General features: G+C 59.8%; 19 protein-coding genes. 18 read left to right on the top strand and 1 reads right to left on the bottom strand.

Annotation, left to right across the window (positions count from 1 at the left end; all coding sequences use genetic code 11):
* Window positions 1–22: 22 nt before the first annotated feature.
* On the bottom strand, window positions 23–910 hold the full coding sequence (locus H9Q16_RS10035; RefSeq protein WP_191075301.1) for a LysR substrate-binding domain-containing protein: 888 nt from the start codon (window positions 908–910) through the stop codon (window positions 23–25).
* A 101-nt stretch (window positions 911–1,011) separates the two neighbouring features.
* On the opposite strand from H9Q16_RS10035, the gene H9Q16_RS10030 reads away from it, so the two are divergent.
* The 18 genes from H9Q16_RS10030 (at window position 1,012) to H9Q16_RS09945 (ending at window position 19,639) form a co-directional block, all read left to right on the top strand.
* Window positions 1,012–2,235 carry an acyl-CoA dehydrogenase gene (locus tag H9Q16_RS10030; protein ID WP_191075300.1) on the top strand — a complete coding sequence of 408 codons (1,224 nt, stop codon included), beginning with the start codon at window positions 1,012–1,014 and terminating at the stop codon, window positions 2,233–2,235.
* A 140-nt stretch (window positions 2,236–2,375) separates the two neighbouring features.
* Entirely contained in the window at window positions 2,376–4,556 is a 2,181-nt protein-coding gene (locus H9Q16_RS10025; RefSeq protein ID WP_191075299.1) for a thiamine pyrophosphate-dependent enzyme, read from the top strand.
* Between the two features lie 212 nt (window positions 4,557–4,768).
* On the top strand, window positions 4,769–5,818 hold the full coding sequence (locus H9Q16_RS10020) for a sn-glycerol-3-phosphate ABC transporter ATP-binding protein UgpC (RefSeq protein WP_191075298.1): 1,050 nt from the start codon (window positions 4,769–4,771) through the stop codon (window positions 5,816–5,818).
* 136 nt (window positions 5,819–5,954) lie between these two features.
* Window positions 5,955–7,130 (top strand): ABC transporter substrate-binding protein, encoded by a 1,176-nt coding sequence (locus H9Q16_RS10015; RefSeq protein ID WP_246455701.1) that lies wholly within the window; start codon window positions 5,955–5,957, stop codon window positions 7,128–7,130.
* A 121-nt stretch (window positions 7,131–7,251) separates the two neighbouring features.
* Complete coding sequence (locus H9Q16_RS10010) at window positions 7,252–8,277, top strand: carbohydrate ABC transporter permease (protein ID WP_191075296.1); 1,026 nt, start codon at window positions 7,252–7,254, stop codon at window positions 8,275–8,277.
* Entirely contained in the window at window positions 8,277–9,434 is a 1,158-nt protein-coding gene (locus H9Q16_RS10005) for a carbohydrate ABC transporter permease (protein ID WP_191075295.1), read from the top strand. The genes H9Q16_RS10010 and H9Q16_RS10005 overlap by 1 nt, the downstream gene beginning before the upstream one ends.
* An 86-nt stretch (window positions 9,435–9,520) precedes the next feature.
* Complete coding sequence (locus H9Q16_RS10000) at window positions 9,521–10,054, top strand: ester cyclase (RefSeq protein WP_191075294.1); 534 nt, start codon at window positions 9,521–9,523, stop codon at window positions 10,052–10,054.
* Window positions 10,055–10,061: 7 nt separating this feature from the next.
* Window positions 10,062–11,390, top strand: a complete 1,329-nt coding sequence (gene hisD / locus H9Q16_RS09995) for a histidinol dehydrogenase (protein WP_191075293.1) — start codon at window positions 10,062–10,064, stop codon at window positions 11,388–11,390.
* Between the two features lie 91 nt (window positions 11,391–11,481).
* On the top strand, window positions 11,482–12,528 hold the full coding sequence (locus H9Q16_RS09990) for an ester cyclase (protein ID WP_216859397.1): 1,047 nt from the start codon (window positions 11,482–11,484) through the stop codon (window positions 12,526–12,528).
* Window positions 12,525–13,160: a glutathione S-transferase family protein gene (locus H9Q16_RS09985; protein WP_191075292.1), complete on the top strand. Its 636-nt coding sequence runs from the start codon at window positions 12,525–12,527 to the stop codon at window positions 13,158–13,160. The genes H9Q16_RS09990 and H9Q16_RS09985 overlap by 4 nt, the downstream gene beginning before the upstream one ends.
* Window positions 13,157–13,924, top strand: coding sequence for an SDR family NAD(P)-dependent oxidoreductase (locus H9Q16_RS09980; protein WP_191075291.1), 768 nt, complete (start codon window positions 13,157–13,159; stop codon window positions 13,922–13,924). Before H9Q16_RS09985 ends, H9Q16_RS09980 begins: the two co-directional genes overlap by 4 nt.
* Window positions 13,924–14,940 carry a LacI family DNA-binding transcriptional regulator gene (locus H9Q16_RS09975; RefSeq protein WP_191075290.1) on the top strand — a complete coding sequence of 339 codons (1,017 nt, stop codon included), beginning with the start codon at window positions 13,924–13,926 and terminating at the stop codon, window positions 14,938–14,940. Before H9Q16_RS09980 ends, H9Q16_RS09975 begins: the two co-directional genes overlap by 1 nt.
* Window positions 14,937–15,905 carry a nuclear transport factor 2 family protein gene (locus tag H9Q16_RS09970; protein WP_191075289.1) on the top strand — a complete coding sequence of 323 codons (969 nt, stop codon included), beginning with the start codon at window positions 14,937–14,939 and terminating at the stop codon, window positions 15,903–15,905. Before H9Q16_RS09975 ends, H9Q16_RS09970 begins: the two co-directional genes overlap by 4 nt.
* 19 nt (window positions 15,906–15,924) lie before the next feature.
* The gene (locus H9Q16_RS09965; protein WP_191075288.1) at window positions 15,925–16,542 is read left to right on the top strand and encodes a pyridoxamine 5'-phosphate oxidase family protein; all 618 of its coding nucleotides are present in this window, start codon (window positions 15,925–15,927) and stop codon (window positions 16,540–16,542) included.
* Window positions 16,539–17,504, top strand: a complete 966-nt coding sequence (locus tag H9Q16_RS09960) for a cupin domain-containing protein (protein WP_191075287.1) — start codon at window positions 16,539–16,541, stop codon at window positions 17,502–17,504. Before H9Q16_RS09965 ends, H9Q16_RS09960 begins: the two co-directional genes overlap by 4 nt.
* Window positions 17,501–17,929 carry a RidA family protein gene (locus tag H9Q16_RS09955; protein ID WP_191075286.1) on the top strand — a complete coding sequence of 143 codons (429 nt, stop codon included), beginning with the start codon at window positions 17,501–17,503 and terminating at the stop codon, window positions 17,927–17,929. The genes H9Q16_RS09960 and H9Q16_RS09955 overlap by 4 nt, the downstream gene beginning before the upstream one ends.
* On the top strand, window positions 17,929–18,957 hold the full coding sequence (locus tag H9Q16_RS09950; protein ID WP_246455698.1) for a dipeptidase: 1,029 nt from the start codon (window positions 17,929–17,931) through the stop codon (window positions 18,955–18,957). The genes H9Q16_RS09955 and H9Q16_RS09950 overlap by 1 nt, the downstream gene beginning before the upstream one ends.
* Window positions 18,958–18,961: 4 nt before the next feature.
* Entirely contained in the window at window positions 18,962–19,639 is a 678-nt protein-coding gene (locus H9Q16_RS09945) for a hypothetical protein (protein WP_191075284.1), read from the top strand.
* The last annotated feature ends 1 nt before the right edge of the window (window position 19,640 follow it).

Raw genomic sequence — 19,640 nt, 5'->3', positions numbered from 1 at the left:
TCGCTTCTGCCGAAAAGCCCGTTCAGCCGGCAAGCTGTGTTTTCAGCCAGGTCACAAAGCACTTGAGCGCCGCTTTGGTTTCGGTCTCCGCAGGCCAGACCAGATAATAGCTGCCGATGCTGTGGGTTGTCTGTTCAGAGGCAAGGACCAGATCACCGCTGCGTAAATAAGGCTCCGCTGTGAAGGTGGGCAGCAAGGCCACGCCAAGACCGTGCACAGCCGCCTGCGCCATGGTGGAGAACTGGTCAAAGACCATCCCTTCGGGCACGTTGTCTTCGACGTCATTAGCGCTTAGCCAGCGGCCCCAGCCCTTTGGGCGTGTCTCAAGATGCAGCAGCGGCAGGCGCAGCATCTCGCGCGGGTCGTCAAGGGGGGCAACCAACAGATCCGGCGCGCAGACGGGCACGACGGTTTCAGGCATCAGCGGCAGATAGCTGACCCCGGGCCAATCTTCGTGGCCGAAATGGATCGCCGCATCAAAGGGGCTGGATTGAAGCGCGAAGGGTTCCAGCCGGGTGGAGAGATTGACGGTGACTTCCGGATGGGCCTCGGCGAAATCGCGCAGGCGTGGGGCCAGCCAATGCATGCCGAACGCCGGAAGTATTGCCAGGTTCAACAGGCCCCCGGTCCGGTCACTGCGCGCCGCCGCCGATGCCCGTGCCAGCCGGTTGAGGATATCGCGAACATCCACGACATAGTCACTTCCTGCCTGGGTCAGCCCAAGCTGGCGGCCTTGACGATTTAGAAGGGCCACACCCAGTTGTTCCTCCAGCACCTTGAGCTGTCGGCTGACAGCGCTTTGGGTCAGCGACAGTTCCAGTGCCGCCTGGGTGGCGCTGCCAAGGCGCGCTACGGCCTCGAACGCACGCAGTGAAGAGATCGAAGGCAGGAACCGGCGCGGGGCAATCATATGAGTTTTTCTCATGTGAGCAGGAAAAAGCAGCGATAGAAGTTCCCGGCGGCTTTTGCAATACTGCGCCAACCTTACCGCGATGACGAAAGGACGACACAATGAACGCCGAAGCCCCCGTACTGCGTGCCAAAGATGCCCCCGATCTGGGATCATTCGATTGGTCCGATCCCTTCCGCCTGTCGGATCAGTTGACCGAAGACGAACGGATGATCCGCGACAGCGCCTATGCCTATGCGCAGGAGAAGCTGCAGCCACGGGTGATTGACGCCTTTGCCAATGAGGAAACAGACGCCTCGATATTCCGCGAAATGGGAGACATGGGACTGCTTGGCGTCACCATTCCCGAAGAATACGGTGGACTGGGCGGCAACTATGTGTCCTACGGTCTGGTCGCGCGGGAAGTGGAGCGCGTGGACAGCGGCTACCGGTCGATGATGTCGGTGCAGGCCAGCCTCGTGATGTACCCGATCTATGCGTATGGATCCGAAGCGCAGCGCAAGAAGTACCTGCCGAAACTTGCCTCTGGCGAATGGATCGGGTGTTTCGGTTTGACCGAGCCGGATGCAGGGTCTGACCCTGCAGGCATGAAGACACGGGCGGTCAAGACGGCGAATGGATACAAGCTGACCGGCTCAAAGATGTGGATTTCAAACGCGCCTATTGCGGATGTCTTTGTGGTTTGGGCTAAATCAGAAGAGCACGGCGGAAAGATCCGCGGCTTTGTGCTTGAGAAGGGAATGGAGGGGCTTTCGGCCCCGAAGGTGGGCAACAAGCTTTCCTTGCGTGCCTCGATCACGGGTGAGATCGTGATGAAGGACGTCGAAGTGGGGGACGACGCGCTGTTGCCCCATGTTCAGGGCCTCAAGGGCCCCTTCGGGTGCCTGAACCGCGCACGGTATGGTATCAGCTGGGGGGCGATGGGGGCGGCAGAGTTCTGCTGGCACGCCGCGCGCCAGTACGGTCTGGACCGCAAACAGTTCGGCAAGCCGCTGGCACAGACCCAGCTTTTTCAGAAAAAGCTGGCCGATATGATGACCGAAATCTCGCTGGGGCTGCAGGCTTCACTGCAAGTGGGCCGCTTGATGGATGGCGCCAATGCAGCCCCTGAAATGATCTCTATCGTCAAGCGTAACAACTGCGGCAAGGCGCTGGATGTGGCCCGCAATGCCCGCGACATGCACGGGGGCAACGGGATTTCGGGCGAATTCCAGGTGATCCGCCATATGATGAACCTTGAAACGGTGAACACCTATGAGGGCACACATGATGTGCATGCGTTGATTCTGGGGCGCGCGCAAACGGGCCTGCAGGCCTTTTTCTAGAGTTCGGAATGGGGGATTTCCTCCCCCAAGCCCCCTCCGGATATTTCGGGCCAGAAGATACAGTTATACTATTTCCTTGTATCTTCTGGCGTGAAATATCCCCGCCGGAGGCCTGAAATCTTTTTTGGAGCGGCGTCACTTTGGACCGCGTTTCTATCGTTCATGAAAACTTTCTGAGCCGTGTGGCGGCGCAGGATTTTCCTGAAATCAGTGGTGAGCATGACGCGTTACCGCAGGGCGTGGCGCTGGATGTGTTCAGGTCACAGGTTTTGTCGCGTGCCCTGGATATCGAAAGCCGTGCGATGCAAAAGCGGGGCGAGGGGTTTTATACCATCGGCTCTTCGGGGCATGAAGGGATGGCGGCGCTGGGGCAGGTGCTGCGTGTTGATGACATCGCCTTTTTGCACTACCGCGATGCGGCGTTTCAGATCGCGCGGGCCGCGAAAGCGGGGCAGGCAGGCATGATGCGCGACATGCTGCTCAGCTTTGCCTGTGCGTCGGGCGATCCGACCAGTGGGGGGCGCCACAAGGTGCTGGGCTCGCGGTCCTTGATGATCCCGCCACAAACGTCGACCATCGCAAGCCATTTGCCCAAGGCTGTGGGCGCGGCCCATGGCATCGGGCTGGCGCGCCGCAACAGGCCCGAACATGCGGTCCTGCCGCCGGATTCGATAGCAATGTGCAGTTTTGGGGATGCATCGCTGAACCATTCCACGGCGCAGGGTGCCTTGAATGCAGTAGGCTGGACATGCGTTCAGGGGATCCCGCTGCCGCTGTTGTTCGTGTGCGAGGACAATGGCATCGGCATCTCGACCAAGACGCCGACCGGCTGGGTCAAGGCGTCGGTCAGTGCGCGCCCGGGGCTGCGGTATTTTGAAGCCGACGGGCGCGATGTCTTTGCGGCGATGGTTGTCGCAGAAGAGGCAGCGCAGTGGGTGCGGACCCACCGCAAACCTGCGTTTTTGCATCTCAAGACGGTGCGCCTGTACGGCCACGCGGGGCCCGATGTGGTCACGTCCTATTTGCCAAAAAGTGAGGTCGAGGCGGAAGAGGCGCACGATCCGCTGCTGTACACCGCCGCTTGGCTTGTCCGGTCCGGTGCCGCCAGCCCGGATGAGGTGCGCGATATCCATCAAGGCGCGCTTGGCGATGTCGCAGAGGCCGCGCGCGAGATGGCAGATGTGCCGCGCCTGCGCACAGCAGATGAGGTCATGGCGTCGTTGATCCCGCCCAAGCGCATATGTGCGTCCACAAACGGGCCAGATGTCGCGCGACGCAGGGAAGTCTTTGGTAGCGATGCGGCGCAACTCGATCAGCCACAGCCGATGTCGCGCCTGATCAACTGGGCCTTGCATGACATTCTGCTGTCCCATGACGAGACACTTTTGATGGGGGAAGACGTTGGTCGCAAGGGCGGCAACTATGGCGTCACGCAAAAGCTGCATTCCCGCTTTGGACCGGCGCGGGTGATCGACACGCTGTTGGATGAAACCAGCATTCTGGGGCTGGCCATCGGGTTGGCGCATAATGGCTTCATTCCGATGCCTGAAATCCAATTTTTAGCGTATTTGCACAATGCCGAAGATCAGGTGCGCGGAGAGGCGGCGACGCTGCCCTTTTTCTCAAACGGTCAGTGGACCAATCCGATGGTGATCCGCATCTCTGCACTGGGGTACCAAAAGGGGTTCGGCGGGCATTTTCACAACGACAACTCTATCGCGGTGTTGCGCGACATACCGGGCGTCATCATCGCCTGCCCATCCTCCGGAGACGAGGCGGCAAAGATGCTGCGGGAATGTGTGCGGCTTGCCCGGGAAGAGCAGCGCGTGGTGGTGTTTCTGGAACCCATCGCGCTTTATCCGATGCGAGATTTGCTGGAGCCGGGCGACGGAAAATGGATGCGCCATTATCCCGCGCCGGATGAGCGTATTGCACTGGATACGGTGGGTGTGCATGGCGACGGTGCGGACCTTGCGATTGTGAGCTACGCCAACGGCCACTACCTTAGTCGTCAGGCGCAGCACGACCTTGAGGCGCTGGGCATCGCAGCGCGTGTGATCGACCTGCGGTGGATCGCACCCCTGCCGCACGCCGCGTTGCTGGATGCCATCGGTGACCGGCCGGTTCTGATCGTGGATGAATGTCGCCGGACCGGTGGTCAGGCCGAGGCGTTGATGGCGTTGATGGCCGAAAATGGCATTACATCGGCGGCCCGTCTGACGGCCGAAGACAGCTTTATTGCCACCGGGAAGGCTTACGGTGCGACGTTGCCATCCCGCGAGGGTATCGTTGCAGCGGCACAGGGGATCTTGCGCCAATAGCAGCGGAAACACCGAATCGCTTTGACCGATCTGAGTGGAAACGGAGGTTTGTGCTCGCTCAAAAACTCGGCACCAAGCCATTGTTTATACAAATTCTTTTCTGAACATCAGAAATTTTTGCACACGTGTGCAAAAAATTCTTGCTTAACGCGGCGGATTGACCCACCGTAAAGGGGCACCGATGCGTCGGGGCACAACGAGGGGGGACATCCGTGGCTGAAATTCAACTGCGCAATGTGAACAAGCGCTGGGGCAGCTTTGTCGGGGTGGACAGCTTCGACCTGACCATCGCGGATCGTGAATTCCTGGTTCTTCTGGGGCCTTCAGGCTGCGGCAAGACCACAACCATGCGCATGATTGCGGGGTTGGAGGACATCACCGAGGGGGACATCCTGATCGACGGCAAGGTCGTGAATGATCTGGACCCCAAGGACCGCGATGTGGCGATGGTGTTCCAGTCTTACGGCCTTTATCCGCACATGAACGTCTATGAAAACATCCGCTTCCCGCTGAAGGTGCGCAAGGCCGATCCTGCTGAGCATGACGAGCGGGTGCGCCGCGCGTCGGCCATGGTGGAGCTGGACGATTTCCTGCATCGCAAACCGGCAGAGCTTTCGGGGGGGCAGCGCCAGCGTGTGGCCCTTGCCCGTGCAATTGTACGTACGCCATCAGTGTTCCTGATGGACGAGCCGCTGTCGAACCTTGATGCAAAGCTGCGCGTATCGACACGCGCACAGATCAAGAACCTGAGCCACGAATTGAAAGTAACGACCGTCTATGTGACGCACGACCAGATCGAGGCGATGACACTGGCGGATCGGGTCGTGGTCATGAAGCAGGGCAAGGTGCAGCAGGTGGGTACGCCGACTGACATCTATGACAATCCGGCCAATACCTTTGTGGCGTCCTTCATTGGATCGCCCGCGATGAATCTGATGGACGGAACCATCAAGGACGGAACATTCACGGGGAAGAACGTTGAAATCAATGGGCTTTCCGCAGCTGACGGTGAAGTGACGCTGGGGTTCCGCGCCGAAGACGCGGGTCTGGCGGAAGCTGGCCAGAAGGGCCAGATCACCGCGCCCATCTACACGGTCGAGCTGTTGGGAGATGCCGTGATGCTTGCGGTCAAGGCCGGTGGACAGCTGGTGTCGGTGAAGACCACCAAAGAATTTCGTGCAGAGATCGGGGACGAGATATCTTTCGCTGTCCCTTCCGACATCTGCCACATATTCGACCGCGCTTCGGGGGAACGTGTCTGACGCGCGATTGATCTGCTGGCCCCGTCGGGGCGGCCAAACCCGGATGCAGACTTGCAAGATGCATCCGCCAAATACGCAAAACAGGGAGTTTGCATCAATGTTGAAGAAACTAGCACTGGCAGGGGTAGTATCCCTCATGGGCACGACAGCATGGTCGGCCTGCGCTTTTGAAAACCAAACAGAGGTCAAGATGCTGTCGGCGGGCTTTGAAGCCTGGAAAGCGGTCGCGGACGCGATGTCCGAATGCGGCAACGTTCAGGCCGAGCTGGATCAGGAATTCCGCACCAAGCAGCCAGCCGCCTTCGAGGCCAATCCGTCGCTATATCACATCGGCGGGGTGTCCAACGGCACGCTGACGCCGCTGCTCAACGCCGGCACCATTCGCCCGCTGGACGATCTGGTTGAGAAGTATGGCCAGAACCTGCAGCCCAACCAGCTGATCCGCATCGATGGCAAGATCATGGCGATTGCCATGATGGTGAACACCCAGCATCTGATGTACCGCGAGGACTTGTTGGCAGAGAACGGCATCGAAGTACCCACCACTTGGGACGAGGTATATGCTGCGGCTGCCAAGCTCAAGGAAGCGGGCATCGAAGTGCCTCTGGGGGCCACCATGAAATCCGGTTGGAACCTCGCGCAGGAATTCGTCAATATGTACCCCGGTCATGGCGGCACGTTCTTTGCAGATGACAACAGTGCCGTTGTCAACAACGAGGCCGGGATGGCTGCGCTGGAGACGATGAAGGCGGCGCTTGATTACACCGATCCCGAAGTGCTGGTCAGCGATTCCACCTATGTGCAGCAGCAGTTCCAGCAGGGCAAGATTGCCATGGCGAACCTCTGGGCCTCGCGCGGCGGTGCCATGAACGACGAGGCGGAAAGCCAGGTCGTCGGCAAGGTCAAATCTGCTTCGGCCCCGCTTGCCATGGATGGCGGCGCACCGGCCACCACGCTGTGGTGGGACGGCATCGTGATCGCGGCCAATATCTCTGACGAGGAAGCGGATGCCGCTTTCCGTGTTGCGATGGAAGGTCTGGACGAAGAGATGGTCAAGGGCGCCAATGACGCTGCCATCTGGCTGGTGAAGGGCTATGAACCCACCGAGATGGCGCAGGGGGCGATTGCCACCGCCACCGCCAACCCGGCGCCGCCCGCCTATCCGTCCACCGTGCGCATGGGTCTGATGCACACCGCGTTGGGCAATGAATTGCCCGCGTATCTGACTGGTGAGCGCGATGCAGCCGCCACGCTGGCGGCGATCGAGGAAGCCTATTCAACGTCTGCCAAGGAAGCGGGCATCCTGGAATAAACCAACCAGGGCTGGCCGGGCATTCCGGCCAGCCCTTCTCACGCTGCGCTTTTTGCAGGGGGCTGATGCGGTCAGCCGCCCGCCAAGACCGCCGAGGCTGTCTGACAGGGGGATTTGAGTCATGAACAAAAAGACATTCGCCGCTTTCGTCGGGCCTTCGGTTTTTATGATGTTCATTTTCATTGCCCTGCCGCTGGTGTCGGTGTTTTTTGAGAGCTTCAAGATCACCCAGCCCATCGTTGAGCAGCAGGAGGTCGAGACCTGCACGCCGGGGTTTATTGGTCAGACCTGCGTGACCGAGGTCAAGACGGTGCCGGTGTTGGACGAGAACGGCAAGACCGTCACCCAGACCGAATGGGTCGGTCTGCAAAGCTATCGAAACGTGCTGCAGCTCGACAAGGTTGGTGATGCGATCAGTTCGGGCAACTGGGGCGACATTCTGCAGATCGATTTCTGGAAGGCGCTGCGCTTTACCCTGATGTTTACACTGCTCACGCTGCCGCTGGTGCTGGTTGTGGGCCTGTCACTGGCGTTGGCGGTCAACAATGCAGTGCGCGCCGTGCGCGGGCCGGTGATCTTCATATCGCTTTTGCCCTTCATCATCACGCCCGTCATCGGGTCGCTGGCGATCTACTGGCTCTTTGTGGGGGATGGCATTCTGACATCGCTGCTGGAGCGCTGGACCCAGACCAACATCTCCATGTTCGCCCAGGCCTGGACCATCGAGTTGCTGATGTATTTCTTCCGAGTCTGGAACAATGCGCCCTTCGCCTTTGTGATCTTTTATGCCGGGCTGCAAACAGTGAACATGGACACGCTCGAGAGTGCGGTCATCGACGGGGCCAGCCGCTGGGAGCGCCTGCGCCATGTGATCATCCCGCATCTGATGCCGCTGATCATTTTCATCTCCATCATCCATCTGATGGATGTGTATCGCGTCTTCGAGGAAATCGTCGGTTTCCGCAGCCAGGCCCATGTGATCTCGCTCCAGTGGCTAACCTATGACTTCCTGGTGCCCGATGACGCCGGCAACCGCGCGATCAGCCGCGCGAGCGCATCCGCCATGCTGACTATGATCGGGATCGTGATCCTGCTGATCTGGCCGCTGCGCCGCACCTGGCTTGACCACAAAGGAGGGGCGCACTGATGTCCACGCCAAAGGCTCTGCAACAATCCACGGGTCTAAAACTCGCGTCCAACGGCTTTCTCGTGCTGTGGTGTCTCGTCGCCGCTTTTCCGATCTTCTGGATCACGGTGATGAGCTTCAAGTCGCCGCGCGACGCCTTTGCCGACAGCCCTTGGGCCGTGCTTGTCGGCCCGGTCACACGCGCACAGGGCAACGGGTTGTCCATCATCGATATCATCGTCGGGCTGGTGGTGCTGTTCTTTGCACTGCGCTGGGCGTTTACCCGGTTGCCAAAGATGGTCGTGCAATATTCGCCCCCAGGGCTTATCGTGCTGGGATGGCTTGTCGGTGCTGCCGTTTATGCGCTTGCTTTCATTCTCGTTTTCTTTGTGGCGCTGCCGCTTGTTCTGGGGCCCATCAACAGCATCCTTGGGCCGTTGGGCGAACCGGTGCTGGGTCTGACCACCCAGCATTACGAGGCCGTCTGGGGCGAGAACGAATTTTACCGCAACTTCCTCAACTCCATGCTGGTCACTGCCGGCGTTGTCACCATCTCGCTGACTGTGGGGACACTGGCGGGATACGGCCTCGCGCGGTCGGGTTCCGATCTGGCGTTTTGGCTGCTGATCCTGGCGCTTATCTTCCGCGCGCTGCCGCACTCGGTTCTGGTGGCGGGGTACTTGCCGTGGTTTATCAACTCGGCTGAGATCCTGCGGCCGATCTTTGGCGAACTTTCCCCGACCTTGTACGGGCAGCCCTGGGCGGTGATCGCGGTGCTGGTATCGATCAACCAGCCATTCACGATCTGGATGCTGCGCAGCTTTTTCCAGAACATCCCGTCCGAGCTGGACGAGGCGGCGCGTGTCGATGGGTGCAGCCATTTCCAGGCGTTCCGGCGTGTGATCATGCCGGTGATGTGGCCGGGGGTGATCACTACGGGTCTCTTCAGCTTCCTGCTGGGGTACAACGACTTTCTGGTGACGTCCCTGCTGCTGGATGCGCAGAATCAGACAATGGTCCCGGCGATTGCGGGCTACTTCAACCGCGAAACGACCACCACCGATCAGGTCGAGGCGGTGGCTGCTGCGGTATCGATCACCGCACCGCTCTTCTTGCTGGTGATGGTTTTCCAGCGCCAGATTGTCAGCGGGCTGACGGCGGGGGCTGTCAAAGGGTAAGCCATGCTGCATCTTCTGGCCCAAAATATTCTGGGGTCTGGGGCAAGCCCCAATCCTCAGTTTCCAACTGAACGACAAGGTTTATCATGAAAGGTTCCCGCCCCGAACAAGCCGTTCTCACGCGCGACACGGACATGACCAAGACGGACGAAACCCGCGCCGTGATCGAGGGCATGGTGGATGGTCTGAACGATCATACGATCGATGGCATCGGTGCGTTCTTTCACGACACCTTTCGGTGGATGGGCAATCAGGGCTGCGGCACCAAGAAAGGGCTGCAGGCGTTTCAGGACAACTGGCAACGCCCCTTTCAGGCCGCGTTCTCCGACAAGGTCTGCGTGGATGAAGCCCGGATGTACATGGGCGAATGGGCTGCTGCCTTTGGCCGGCAGGAAGCCACGCATTCAGGCACTTTCATGGGGGTCGCCCCCACCGGAAAGCGGATCGAAATTCGGTATATGGATTTCTGGAAAGTCAGCGACGGCAAGATCGAAGACAACTGGGTGATGGTCGACTTCCCCCATGTGCTGGCGCAGTTGGGCGTGGACGTCTTTGATGGCCATGGCTGGGAAAAATACGACCGCGGCGAGGAAATCGCACCGCGGCCTGAACAGGTGTGAGGACAATATGACGATTGAGTATCTCAAACGTGGCAAGTCAGACGCAGAGCGCGGGGAAGATGATGCCAAGACCCGTGCGGTCGTCGAGGCAACACTGAAAGACATTGACGCACGCGGAGATGCAGCCGTGCGCGACCTGTCTGAGAAGTTCGACAGCTACAGCCCTCCTTCTTTCAAACTCAGCCAGTCCGAGATCGATGCGCTCATGGCACGCGTCAGTCCGCGGGACATGGAAGATCTCAAATACGCGCAGGAAAATGTGCGCCGCTTTGCTCAGGCGCAACGTGACAGCATGACCGATATCGAGATCGAAATGCAGCCCGGCGTGATCCTAGGTCACAAGAATATTCCTGTGCAATCGGTGGGCTGTTATGTGCCGGGGGGCAAGTTCCCGATGGTGGCAAGCGCGCATATGTCTGTCGCGACCGCCAGTGTCGCGGGCGTGCCGCGCATCATCGCCTGCACCCCCCCTTTCAAGGGCGAACCGAACCCGGCCGTTATTGCCGCCATGCATCTGGGCGGTGCGCATGAGATTTACGTCATGGGCGGCATTCAGGCGGTGGGCGCCATGGCCATCGGAACCGAGACCATCGACCCGGTGCATCTGCTGGTGGGCCCCGGCAACGCGTTTGTGGCCGAAGCAAAGCGCCAGCTTTTTGGCCGCGTGGGTATCGACCTTTTTGCGGGCCCAACGGAAACCATGGTCATTGCGGACGAAACGGTGGACGCCGAGCTTTGCGCGACCGATCTTTTGGGCCAGGCGGAGCATGGCTACAACAGCCCGTGTGTGTTGCTGACCACCTCAAGAAAACTGGCGGAGGAAACAATGCAGGAGGTAGACAGAATTTTGAAAATTCTGCCCACCGCCGAAACCGCGCGCACCAGTTGGGAGGATTACGGAGAGGTCATCGTGTGCGACACCTATGACGAAATGTTGCAGGTCGCGGATGACATCGCCTCGGAACATGTTCAGGTCATGACAGATCGGGACGATTGGTTTCTGGACAACATGACCTGCTATGGTGCCCTTTTTCTTGGGCCGCGTACCAATGTGGCGAACGGCGACAAGGTCATCGGCACCAATCATACGCTGCCCACCAAGAAGGCGGGGCGGTATACAGGCGGGCTTTGGGTTGGCAAGTACCTCAAGACGCATTCCTATCAGAAGATCACCACGGATGCGGCCGCGGCTGAGATGGGGGCTTACGGCTCTCGATTGTGCATGCTGGAAGGCTTTGTAGGCCACGCCGAGCAGTGCAATGTCCGGGTGCGTCGGTATGGCGGGATCAACGTACCCTACGGGGAGGGCGCGCCCGCGCGCGAGGCAGCGGAGTAGATCGCCGCGGCCCATTGAGGGCCGCACCGATCTTCGAGAGACGCTGTCTCTCGAGCTCTCTGGGAATATTCTGGCCAGAAAAAGAGAAAAGATGGATCTGCATTCACAGCACAAGGCGATAATGGCCCCATTGCGGGCGGCGATGTATGATTTCGATCTTGACCGGGTACGGCTGGTTTTACGCGAACTTTGTGCGGACGATGTGGTGTTTCGGCTGGCCTATCCTTTCGAGACGATCTCTGGCGTGGAGGCTTACGTCGATGCGGTTTACGCGCCGCTGGCGCGTGCCGTGCCTGATCTGGAACGGCGCGATACGATTGTCATGGCCGGCCCGACGCCCGAAGGAAATGACTGGGTCGGATGCGGCGGCTACTACTGCGGTACGTTTCACGCGCCGTGGCTGGATATCCCGGCGACCGGTCATCTGGTCCACATACGGTTTCATGAGTTTTACCGCATCGTGGAGGGCAAGATCGTCGAGATGCAGGCGTTGTGGGACATTCCTGAAGTCATGATGCAGGCCGGAGCCTGGCCGATGGTACCGTCACTGGGGCGCGAGTGGCATATTCCCGGACCGGCGACCAATGACGGGATCGTGCCGGGACCCTATGATGCGGATCAGGGGCGCGCCACCTGTCAGCACATCATCGACATGCTGGAGCACCTCAAGCGGCATCCGTCACAGGGAGGACCTGAGGTGATGGAGATGGATCGCTTTTGGCATCCGCGCATGAGTTGGTACGGCCCGTCGGGGATCGGCACCGGGCGTGGCATCGAAGGATTTCGCAAATGGCACCAGATACCGTTTCTGAACGGCATGCCGGATCGGGGTCTTTATGTGGACGAGATCACCTATCATTTCTTCGGAGACCGTAATTTTGCGGCTGTCACCGGCTGGCCTGACATGTACCAGTCCATCACGCATGACGGGTGGCTGGGCATCGCGCCGACGGGCAAGAAGATCGAGATGCGCAGCCTTGATTTCTGGCGGGTAGAGGATGGATTGATCCGGGAGAACTGGGTGCTTGTGGATCTGCTGCAGATGTACCACCAGATCGACGTTGATGTTCTTGCCCGGATGCGGGAGTTCAACAAGGCCCGCCCCGGATTTGACCCAGAAACGGGTCGCGCCTTATGACGTTGATTGTTCATGGCCGGGCAAGTTCATCCAATGTTCAGGCCGTTATGTGGGGGGCGGCTGAACTTGGTCTGACTGTCGAGCGCCGCGATGTGGGCGGCAAGTTTGGTGGAAATGATGCCCCTGAATATCGCGCGCTGAACCCCATGGGGCTGATCCCGACACTGGAAGACGGCGCAACGGTGATGTTCGAGAGTGCGGCCATTCTGCGCTATCTGGTGGCGCAGTATCCCCGTTCGGATTTCTGCGTCACGCCGCAGGCTGATATGTGGGCTGAATGGGCGAAGGGAACGCTGTCCCGCGCGTTCCTGCTGCCAGTGTTCTGGGGCTACTACCGGACGCCGGAGGCGGAGCGGGATATGGATCAGGTCAGGGTCGACTTTCGCACCTATGAAGGATTGCTTGGCATGGCGATGCGCCAGCGCGGAGACAACAAGTGGCTGATGGGGGACCGGATCAGTCTTGCGGACATTTGGGCCGGCCATTTGCTGTTTCGCTATTTCACCATCGATTTGCCACGCGACGTGCCTTTCGGTTTGCAGGCGTACTACGATATGCTTTGCGCACGTGACGCGTTTCAGACCCATGTCATGGTCGACTATTCCGAATTGAAGGGGCGGCTTGCATTTTGACCCAATTGCCACAGACACCGTCCTTTGATCTGACCGGCAAGCGTGCGCTTGTCACTGGTGCATCCTCAGGGATCGGACTTGGGTGCGCCGCTGCCCTGGCTGAGGCGGGCTGCCAAGTGGTGTGCGCCGCGCGCCGGACCGATGTGTTGCAGAGCGCCGTCAGTGCCATCGCCGGGCAGGGCTGGTCGTCGGAACCGCTGGCGTTGGACATCACGGACCTTGATGCGATGACGGCGGCCCTGACGGGTCAGGACACCTTTGATATCGTGGTGAATGCCGCCGGTTTGGCGCGTCATTCCCCTGCGCTTGAAACCACGCCCGAGGATTATGACGCGGTGATGAACGTCAACTTGCGCGCCGCCTACTTTCTGTCCGCCGCCGCCGCGCGGGGCATGATTGAGGGGGGCAGAGGCGGCTCGATCATTCATATCTCCAGCCAGATGGGGCATGTGGGCGGGGTTGACCGGGCCGTCTATTGCGCGTCCAAACACGCGCTGGAAGGCATGACCAAGGCAATGGCCATCGAGTGGGGCAAGAGTGGCGTGCGGATCAATACGATCTGCCCCACGTTTGTACGTACGCCTTTGACCGAGCAGACCTTCAACAACCCCGAGCGGCTGGCCTGGATCATGGACAAGATTAAACTGCCGCGCGTGGCTGATGTGGAAGACATCATGGGCGCGACGCTGTTTCTTGCATCCGATGCCAGCGCAATGATCACTGGCACGTCCATGTTGATCGACGGAGGCTGGACTGCGGGCTGATGAGCAAGATTACCTCTCTTGATGTGGCTGAAAAGGCCGGGGTCAGCCGGTCAGCGGTGAGCCGGGTGTTCACGCCGGGTGCCTCTGTCAGCAAGGCAACGGCAGAAAAAGTGCGCGAGGTGGCGCGCGAGCTGGGGTATCGGCCCAATGTTCTGGCGCGCAGCCTGATCACCGGGCGCAGCCGTATCATCGGTCTGGTGGTGGCCTATCTGCAGAACCAGTTTTACCCCGAGGCCATCGAACGATTGTCCAAGTCCTTGCAGGAGCGGGGCTATCATGTGCTGGTTTTCATGGCCGGCAATGATGAGGCTGCGACCCAGACGGTGATCGATGAATTGCTGGACTATCAGGTGGACGGGATTGTCATCGCCTCTGTCGGGATCTCAAATGATCTGACGCGTCGGTGCGAGGATGCAGGCATCCCCATCGTGCTTTTCAACCGGGACCAGTTTGATGACCGGCTGTCCTCTGTCACCTCTGACAATATGGCGGGGGGGCGCAAGCTGGCGGACTTCCTGGTGGCGGGCGGACATGAGCGGATCGGGTATATCGCCGGATGGGAAGGGGCCTCGACCCAGATCGACCGCGAGGCGGGCTTCAAGGGGGGATTGATGGCAGCCGGAGTGCGCATTGTCGCGCGCGAGGTTGCCAACTTCGATTTTGACATGGCCAAGCAGGCAACGCGGCGGATGTTTGACCGTGATGCACCGCCCGATGCGGTCTTTGTGGCGAATGATCACATGGCGTTTGCCACCATGGACACCCTGCGCTTTGAGATGGGGATCGATGTGCCGGGCGACGTGTCTGTTGTGGGCTATGACGATGTGCAGCTTGCCGCCTGGCCCAGCTATGATCTGACCACGGTGCGCCAAAGGGCGAATGCGATGGTGGCAGAGACGATCACCCTTTTAATGACCCGGCTTGACGATGCAGCCACCCCGGCAAAACGCATCTGCATCGACGGCCCCCTGATCATTCGCGGGTCAGCCCGCTTGCCCAAAGGACAGACCCCATGAAAGGTTTCGACCCCAAATTTGCCGATTTCCCGGACTACATCATCGGCATCACCAAGGAGATCTGGGAAGACCGTGGCATTGCCACGCTGCACCAGTATTACAGTGACGACATCGTCGTCCGCTCTCCCGGGTCAGTGGTGATCGGCAATCAGAATGTCATCGGGGCGACGATGGCGACGCTGGCGGAATTCCCGGATCGGACCTTGCTGGGCGAGGATGTGATCTGGTCCGGAACGCCGGAGGACGGAATGCTGAGCTCGCATCGGTTGCTGAGCACCGCAACACATCTCAACGACGGCATGTATGGGGCGGCGACGGGCAAAAAACTGGTGTATCGCATCCTGGCCGATTGCCATGCGATTAACAATCAAATCAACGATGAGTGGTTGATCCGCGATCAGGGGGCGATTGTGCGGCAGATGGGCTGGGAGCCCAAGCAATACGCCGCCGATCTTATCGCACGCGAAGGCGGGCCTGCGCATTGCGTGCAACCGATGACACCGGCCATCGACCAGCCCGGGCCCTACAAGGGGCGCGGCAATGACAATGAATGGGGCGCGAGGTACAGCGATATCCTGACCCGGATCATGGGCGCGGATATGGCGGTGATCCCGGCTGAATATGACCGCGCGGTTGTGACCGAATACCCCGGTGGGGTGACCGGCCACAGCCATGGATCGGCAGATGCATTCTGGATGGGCCTGCGGGCATCGTTTCCAAGCGCCAAGTTTCAGATTGATCACGTTATCGGACGCGATGATCCAATGATGCCCCCCCGCGCGGCGATCCGCTGGTCGCTGACGGGCAAGCATGACGGTTGGGGCAGTTTTGGCACGCCGACGGGAAAAGATGTCTATGTGCTGGGCATTTGTCACGCCGAATTCGGGCCATGGGGCCTGCGGCGCGAGTATGTCATCTATGATGAGGCGATGGTCTGGAAACAGATCCTGTTGCAAACCGGATAGGCCGGTCACGAGGGAACGCATGACTTCTTACGCGGACATCATGTTCACGGCGCAGGTGGAGGCGGAGCAGGACGCCATCGGCGCCAAAGGCGCCTATGCGCGCCGCTATGATGCCAAGCATGATGAGCCGCTGGGTGAACAGGAGCGGAGCTTTCTGACGTCCCGGACGTCGATTTACATTGCGACCGTCAACAGTGACGGCTGGCCCTATATCCAGCATCGCGGCGGACCGCTTGGATTTCTGAAGGTACTGGACGACCGCACCATTGGATTTGCCGATTATCGCGGCAACAGGCAATTGATCACCAAGGGCAATCTGGCAGGGGACGATCGCGTGTCGGTCTTTGCGATGGATTATGCCCGCAAAGCCCGGCTCAAGCTGCAGGGCTACGCGACGCTTGTGAATGCAGCGGATGCGCAGGAGATGGTCGAAGACCTGCAGACCGAAGGACAGGGCCGCATCGAACGCGTGATGACCATCCGCATCGCCGCCTTTGACTGGAACTGTCCGCAATTCATTACGCCACGCTTTGACACGCAGGAAATGACCGCTCTGGTTGGGCCGGAACTGTCGCGACTGGAAACTGAAAACGCTGAACTGAAGGCCGAGCTGGCCAAACTGAGGACACCCACATGACCCCCCAAGACATGGAATCCCGCATCGTTCGCTATGGCGATCTGCAGCCCTGCAAGACCGCCTTTATCGACGCGCACACGCCCGGATCCGATCAGAAAGAGAATTTCACCATCATCGGCGGCGGGGTTTCTGAAAGCCCCGATCAGCATGTCCATATCTCCATTCCGCACGGCTTTAACATCGGGGCGGCGGGCCAGCCGCCGAAATGCCGCAACTCTCTGCACAACCACCGTACGGCTGAGGTCTTTTTCGTGCTCAAGGGCCGCTGGCGGTTCTTCTGGGGCGAAAGGGGTGACGCGGGTGAGGTGATCATGGAGGAGGGCGATATCTTTAACATCCCCACCAACATCTTTCGCGGGTTCGAAAACATTGGCACGGACTATGGGATGATCATGGCGATCCTTGGGGGCGATGACGCTGGCGGAGGCGTAATCTGGGCACCGCATGTCATTCAGGATGCTGCCGATCACGGGCTCGTGCTGGGGGAGAACGGCAAACTATATGACAGCAAGAAAGGCGAGAGCCTGCCGGGCGGCATGTCGCCGATGCCGCTTTTGACCAAGGAAGAGCTTGCGAAAGTTGATTGTCCAAGTGCCATGCAGGTGGTTGGTGGCTATGTCAGGCGGTATCTGGATATGGTGGCGTTGGCAGGGGAAAAGCCGGTGAAAGTCATCGGTGAGACCGGGATTATCCGTGACAAGCCGGGCTTTGAGGTGGATTTCATCACGCGTGGCTCTGCCACGGCGACCAAACATCAGCACGACCGACCCTCGGTGCTGATGCCCGTCAAGGGCCATTGGCGTGTGGATTACGACGGCGGCAGCGCGACCCTAGCCCCCGGCGATACAATGTCGGTTCCTGAGAACCTTGCCCATTCAGCCCAGCCTTCGATGACCGGAGAGGCGGCCCTGTACCACATCATCGCCACCGATGACGCAGCCGGAGCGACCTGGAAAGGATGAGCGACCATCGCCAGATAAATCCACCGGGTTTCGAAGGTTATGTCGACGATTGGCAGATGTCGCCCGGTTTGGTGGCGAATGGGTTTCTTTTCCTTACCGGCATGACGGGCCACTTTGCAGACAAGCCCGGCGCGCCACCTACCCCGGAGGATCAGGCGCGTATCGCGTTTGAGCGGGTCGCAGCCGTCTTGGAAGAGGCGGGTTGCGGGTGGTCTGATGTTGTGGAGATGACAAGCTATCACGTTGATATCCATGAAACATTACCCAGTTTTCGCACTGTCCGCGCCCGTGTGGTGACCCAACCCTTTCCGGCCTGGACAGCCATTGGCGTGGCGGCCCTTGCGACACCGGGGGTGATGCATGAGGTCAGGGTTGTCGCCCGGGTTCCGGATACGGCCCCCTATGATCACGCCCGGGACGTATGATGCGGGTTTTTGACGGACATAACGATGCGCTGGGTCGGTTATGGTGCGGATCTGACGACCCGGTGCGCGACTTTGCGCAGCCGGTTGGTCATATCAACATGCCTCATGCCGCAGCAGGGGGATTTGGCGGCGGGTTCTTTGCGCTCTATTCTCCGGGAAAGCGCGCGCCTTTTGATCTGTCCATCTTCGAGGGGGGGGATCTGGAATTGCCGATGCCGACCGCCCTGCCGGAACGTCAGGCATTGGTCGCCGCCATCGGACAGGCGGGGATTGCGGCGCAGCTGCAGTCTGCGGGCTACATTGACATCTGTACAGACGCGCAGACGCTGGGGCGCAGTTTTGTTTCTGACAGGCTGACCTGTGTGCTGCATCTGGAGGGGGCCGATTGCATCGGGTCGGATCTGCTGGCGCTGGATGCGCTTTTCGCAATGGGCCTGCGGTCGCTTGGACCGGTGTGGTCGCGGCATACGATCTTTGGGCAGGGTGTGCCATTTGAGAACAACACCGATGGCGATACCGGCGCAGGCCTGACGGCAGACGGCAAGCGCCTGATCGCGCGGTGCGCCGAATTGGGCGTCATGATCGATACCAGTCATCTGACCATGAAGGGATTTTGGGATGTGGGCGAGGCGGGCCTGCCGTTGGTCGCCACCCATTCCAACGCCTGGGAACTGGCTCGCAACGCCCGCAATCTGACGGATGCGCAACTGCGGGCGATCGGCGAGACGAAAGGCATGGCGGGCCTGAATTTCGCAACGCTGTTTTTAAGCGATGACGGCTGGCGCACGGGCAAGGCGGGCCTGGAGGATTGCTTGCGCCAACTTGATCATATGCTTGAAATGGCGGGCGAGGATCACGTTGGGCTGGGATCAGACTTCGACGGCGCGCCGATGCCTGAAGGCATTGACCATGCCGGTGACCTGCCAAATCTGGTAGAGGCGATGCGCCAGCATGGCTATGGTGAGGCGCTGATCACCAAGATCTGCAACGAAAACTGGCTGGCGTTTCTCAGCCGGCATCTGGGATGATCTGATGAGACACACAGCGCGCCTGTTCCGTTCCGCCCTTGCTGCCGTCTGCTTTGTGGGCCTGCAGGTCGGGGTGGTGTACGCACAAGACTGGGCGTCACGCACCAGCGATGATGGCATCTATGCCGCAGGTGTCGTCAGCTTTGGTCAATCCGGTGTTGGGTTTGTCTGTGCAGCCCGGTCTGTCCAGAATAAGCCCGTGCTCGATACCCGGCGCAGTTTATCAAACGTCGCGCGGCCCTGGTATTTCACGGCCTTTTTCAGCGATCAGCTGATCCGGCCCAGCCAGTCCCAGCGCCGCGATATCGAATATCTGGTCGATGGCTATCGGTACCGCCTGCCGGTTGTGAGGTACAGCAAGCCTGACCGGGCGTGGCATGCGCAGGTGGCAATGGACGATCCGCTTTTTGAGGCGCTTGAACGGGCCTCGTTTGTGTCACTGAGGATTGGCGTGCTGAGAAAGTTCACACTGTCAGTCAGTGGCCTTGGACCAGCCCTGCAGGACGCCCGCCGGTTTTGCGCAAAGACCTGGACGGCGACGGGGTTTCCGGCCCCTCTTGGGTCCGGGCTTGAGAAAATCTCGACGCCGTTTAACGACCGATATAACCAACTTATCGCACCTGTGCCGGTTCGGCTGACGGGCGGCGGTGATGACGCGACCCTCATAATTGAAGGACCCTGAA

The sequence above is a fragment of the Sulfitobacter aestuariivivens genome (genome assembly GCF_014763045.1).
GTDB classification, from domain to species: domain Bacteria; phylum Pseudomonadota; class Alphaproteobacteria; order Rhodobacterales; family Rhodobacteraceae; genus Sulfitobacter; species Sulfitobacter aestuariivivens.
This window is presented reverse-complemented; position numbering and strand designations above follow the sequence as displayed.

Bases quoted from the DNA above. Each gene is read 5' to 3' on its own strand.
- H9Q16_RS10035 (WP_191075301.1), bottom strand. From the start codon at position 910: ATGATTGCCCCGCGCCGGTTCCTGCCTTCGATCTCTTCACTGCGTGCG.
- hisD (WP_191075293.1), top strand. From the start codon at position 10,062: ATGACGATTGAGTATCTCAAACGTGGCAAGTCAGACGCAGAGCGCGGG.
- H9Q16_RS09985 (WP_191075292.1), top strand. From the start codon at position 12,525: ATGACGTTGATTGTTCATGGCCGGGCAAGTTCATCCAATGTTCAGGCC.
- H9Q16_RS09945 (WP_191075284.1), top strand. From the start codon at position 18,962: ATGAGACACACAGCGCGCCTGTTCCGTTCCGCCCTTGCTGCCGTCTGC.
- H9Q16_RS10005 (WP_191075295.1), top strand. From the start codon at position 8,277: ATGTCCACGCCAAAGGCTCTGCAACAATCCACGGGTCTAAAACTCGCG.
- H9Q16_RS09965 (WP_191075288.1), top strand. From the start codon at position 15,925: ATGACTTCTTACGCGGACATCATGTTCACGGCGCAGGTGGAGGCGGAG.
- H9Q16_RS10015 (WP_246455701.1), top strand. From the start codon at position 5,955: ATGGGCACGACAGCATGGTCGGCCTGCGCTTTTGAAAACCAAACAGAG.
- H9Q16_RS09975 (WP_191075290.1), top strand. From the start codon at position 13,924: ATGAGCAAGATTACCTCTCTTGATGTGGCTGAAAAGGCCGGGGTCAGC.
- H9Q16_RS09955 (WP_191075286.1), top strand. From the start codon at position 17,501: ATGAGCGACCATCGCCAGATAAATCCACCGGGTTTCGAAGGTTATGTC.
- H9Q16_RS09990 (WP_216859397.1), top strand. From the start codon at position 11,482: ATGGATCTGCATTCACAGCACAAGGCGATAATGGCCCCATTGCGGGCG.
- H9Q16_RS10000 (WP_191075294.1), top strand. From the start codon at position 9,521: ATGAAAGGTTCCCGCCCCGAACAAGCCGTTCTCACGCGCGACACGGAC.
- H9Q16_RS09960 (WP_191075287.1), top strand. From the start codon at position 16,539: ATGACCCCCCAAGACATGGAATCCCGCATCGTTCGCTATGGCGATCTG.
- H9Q16_RS09970 (WP_191075289.1), top strand. From the start codon at position 14,937: ATGAAAGGTTTCGACCCCAAATTTGCCGATTTCCCGGACTACATCATC.
- H9Q16_RS10030 (WP_191075300.1), top strand. From the start codon at position 1,012: ATGAACGCCGAAGCCCCCGTACTGCGTGCCAAAGATGCCCCCGATCTG.
- H9Q16_RS10010 (WP_191075296.1), top strand. From the start codon at position 7,252: ATGAACAAAAAGACATTCGCCGCTTTCGTCGGGCCTTCGGTTTTTATG.
- H9Q16_RS09950 (WP_246455698.1), top strand. From the start codon at position 17,929: ATGCGGGTTTTTGACGGACATAACGATGCGCTGGGTCGGTTATGGTGC.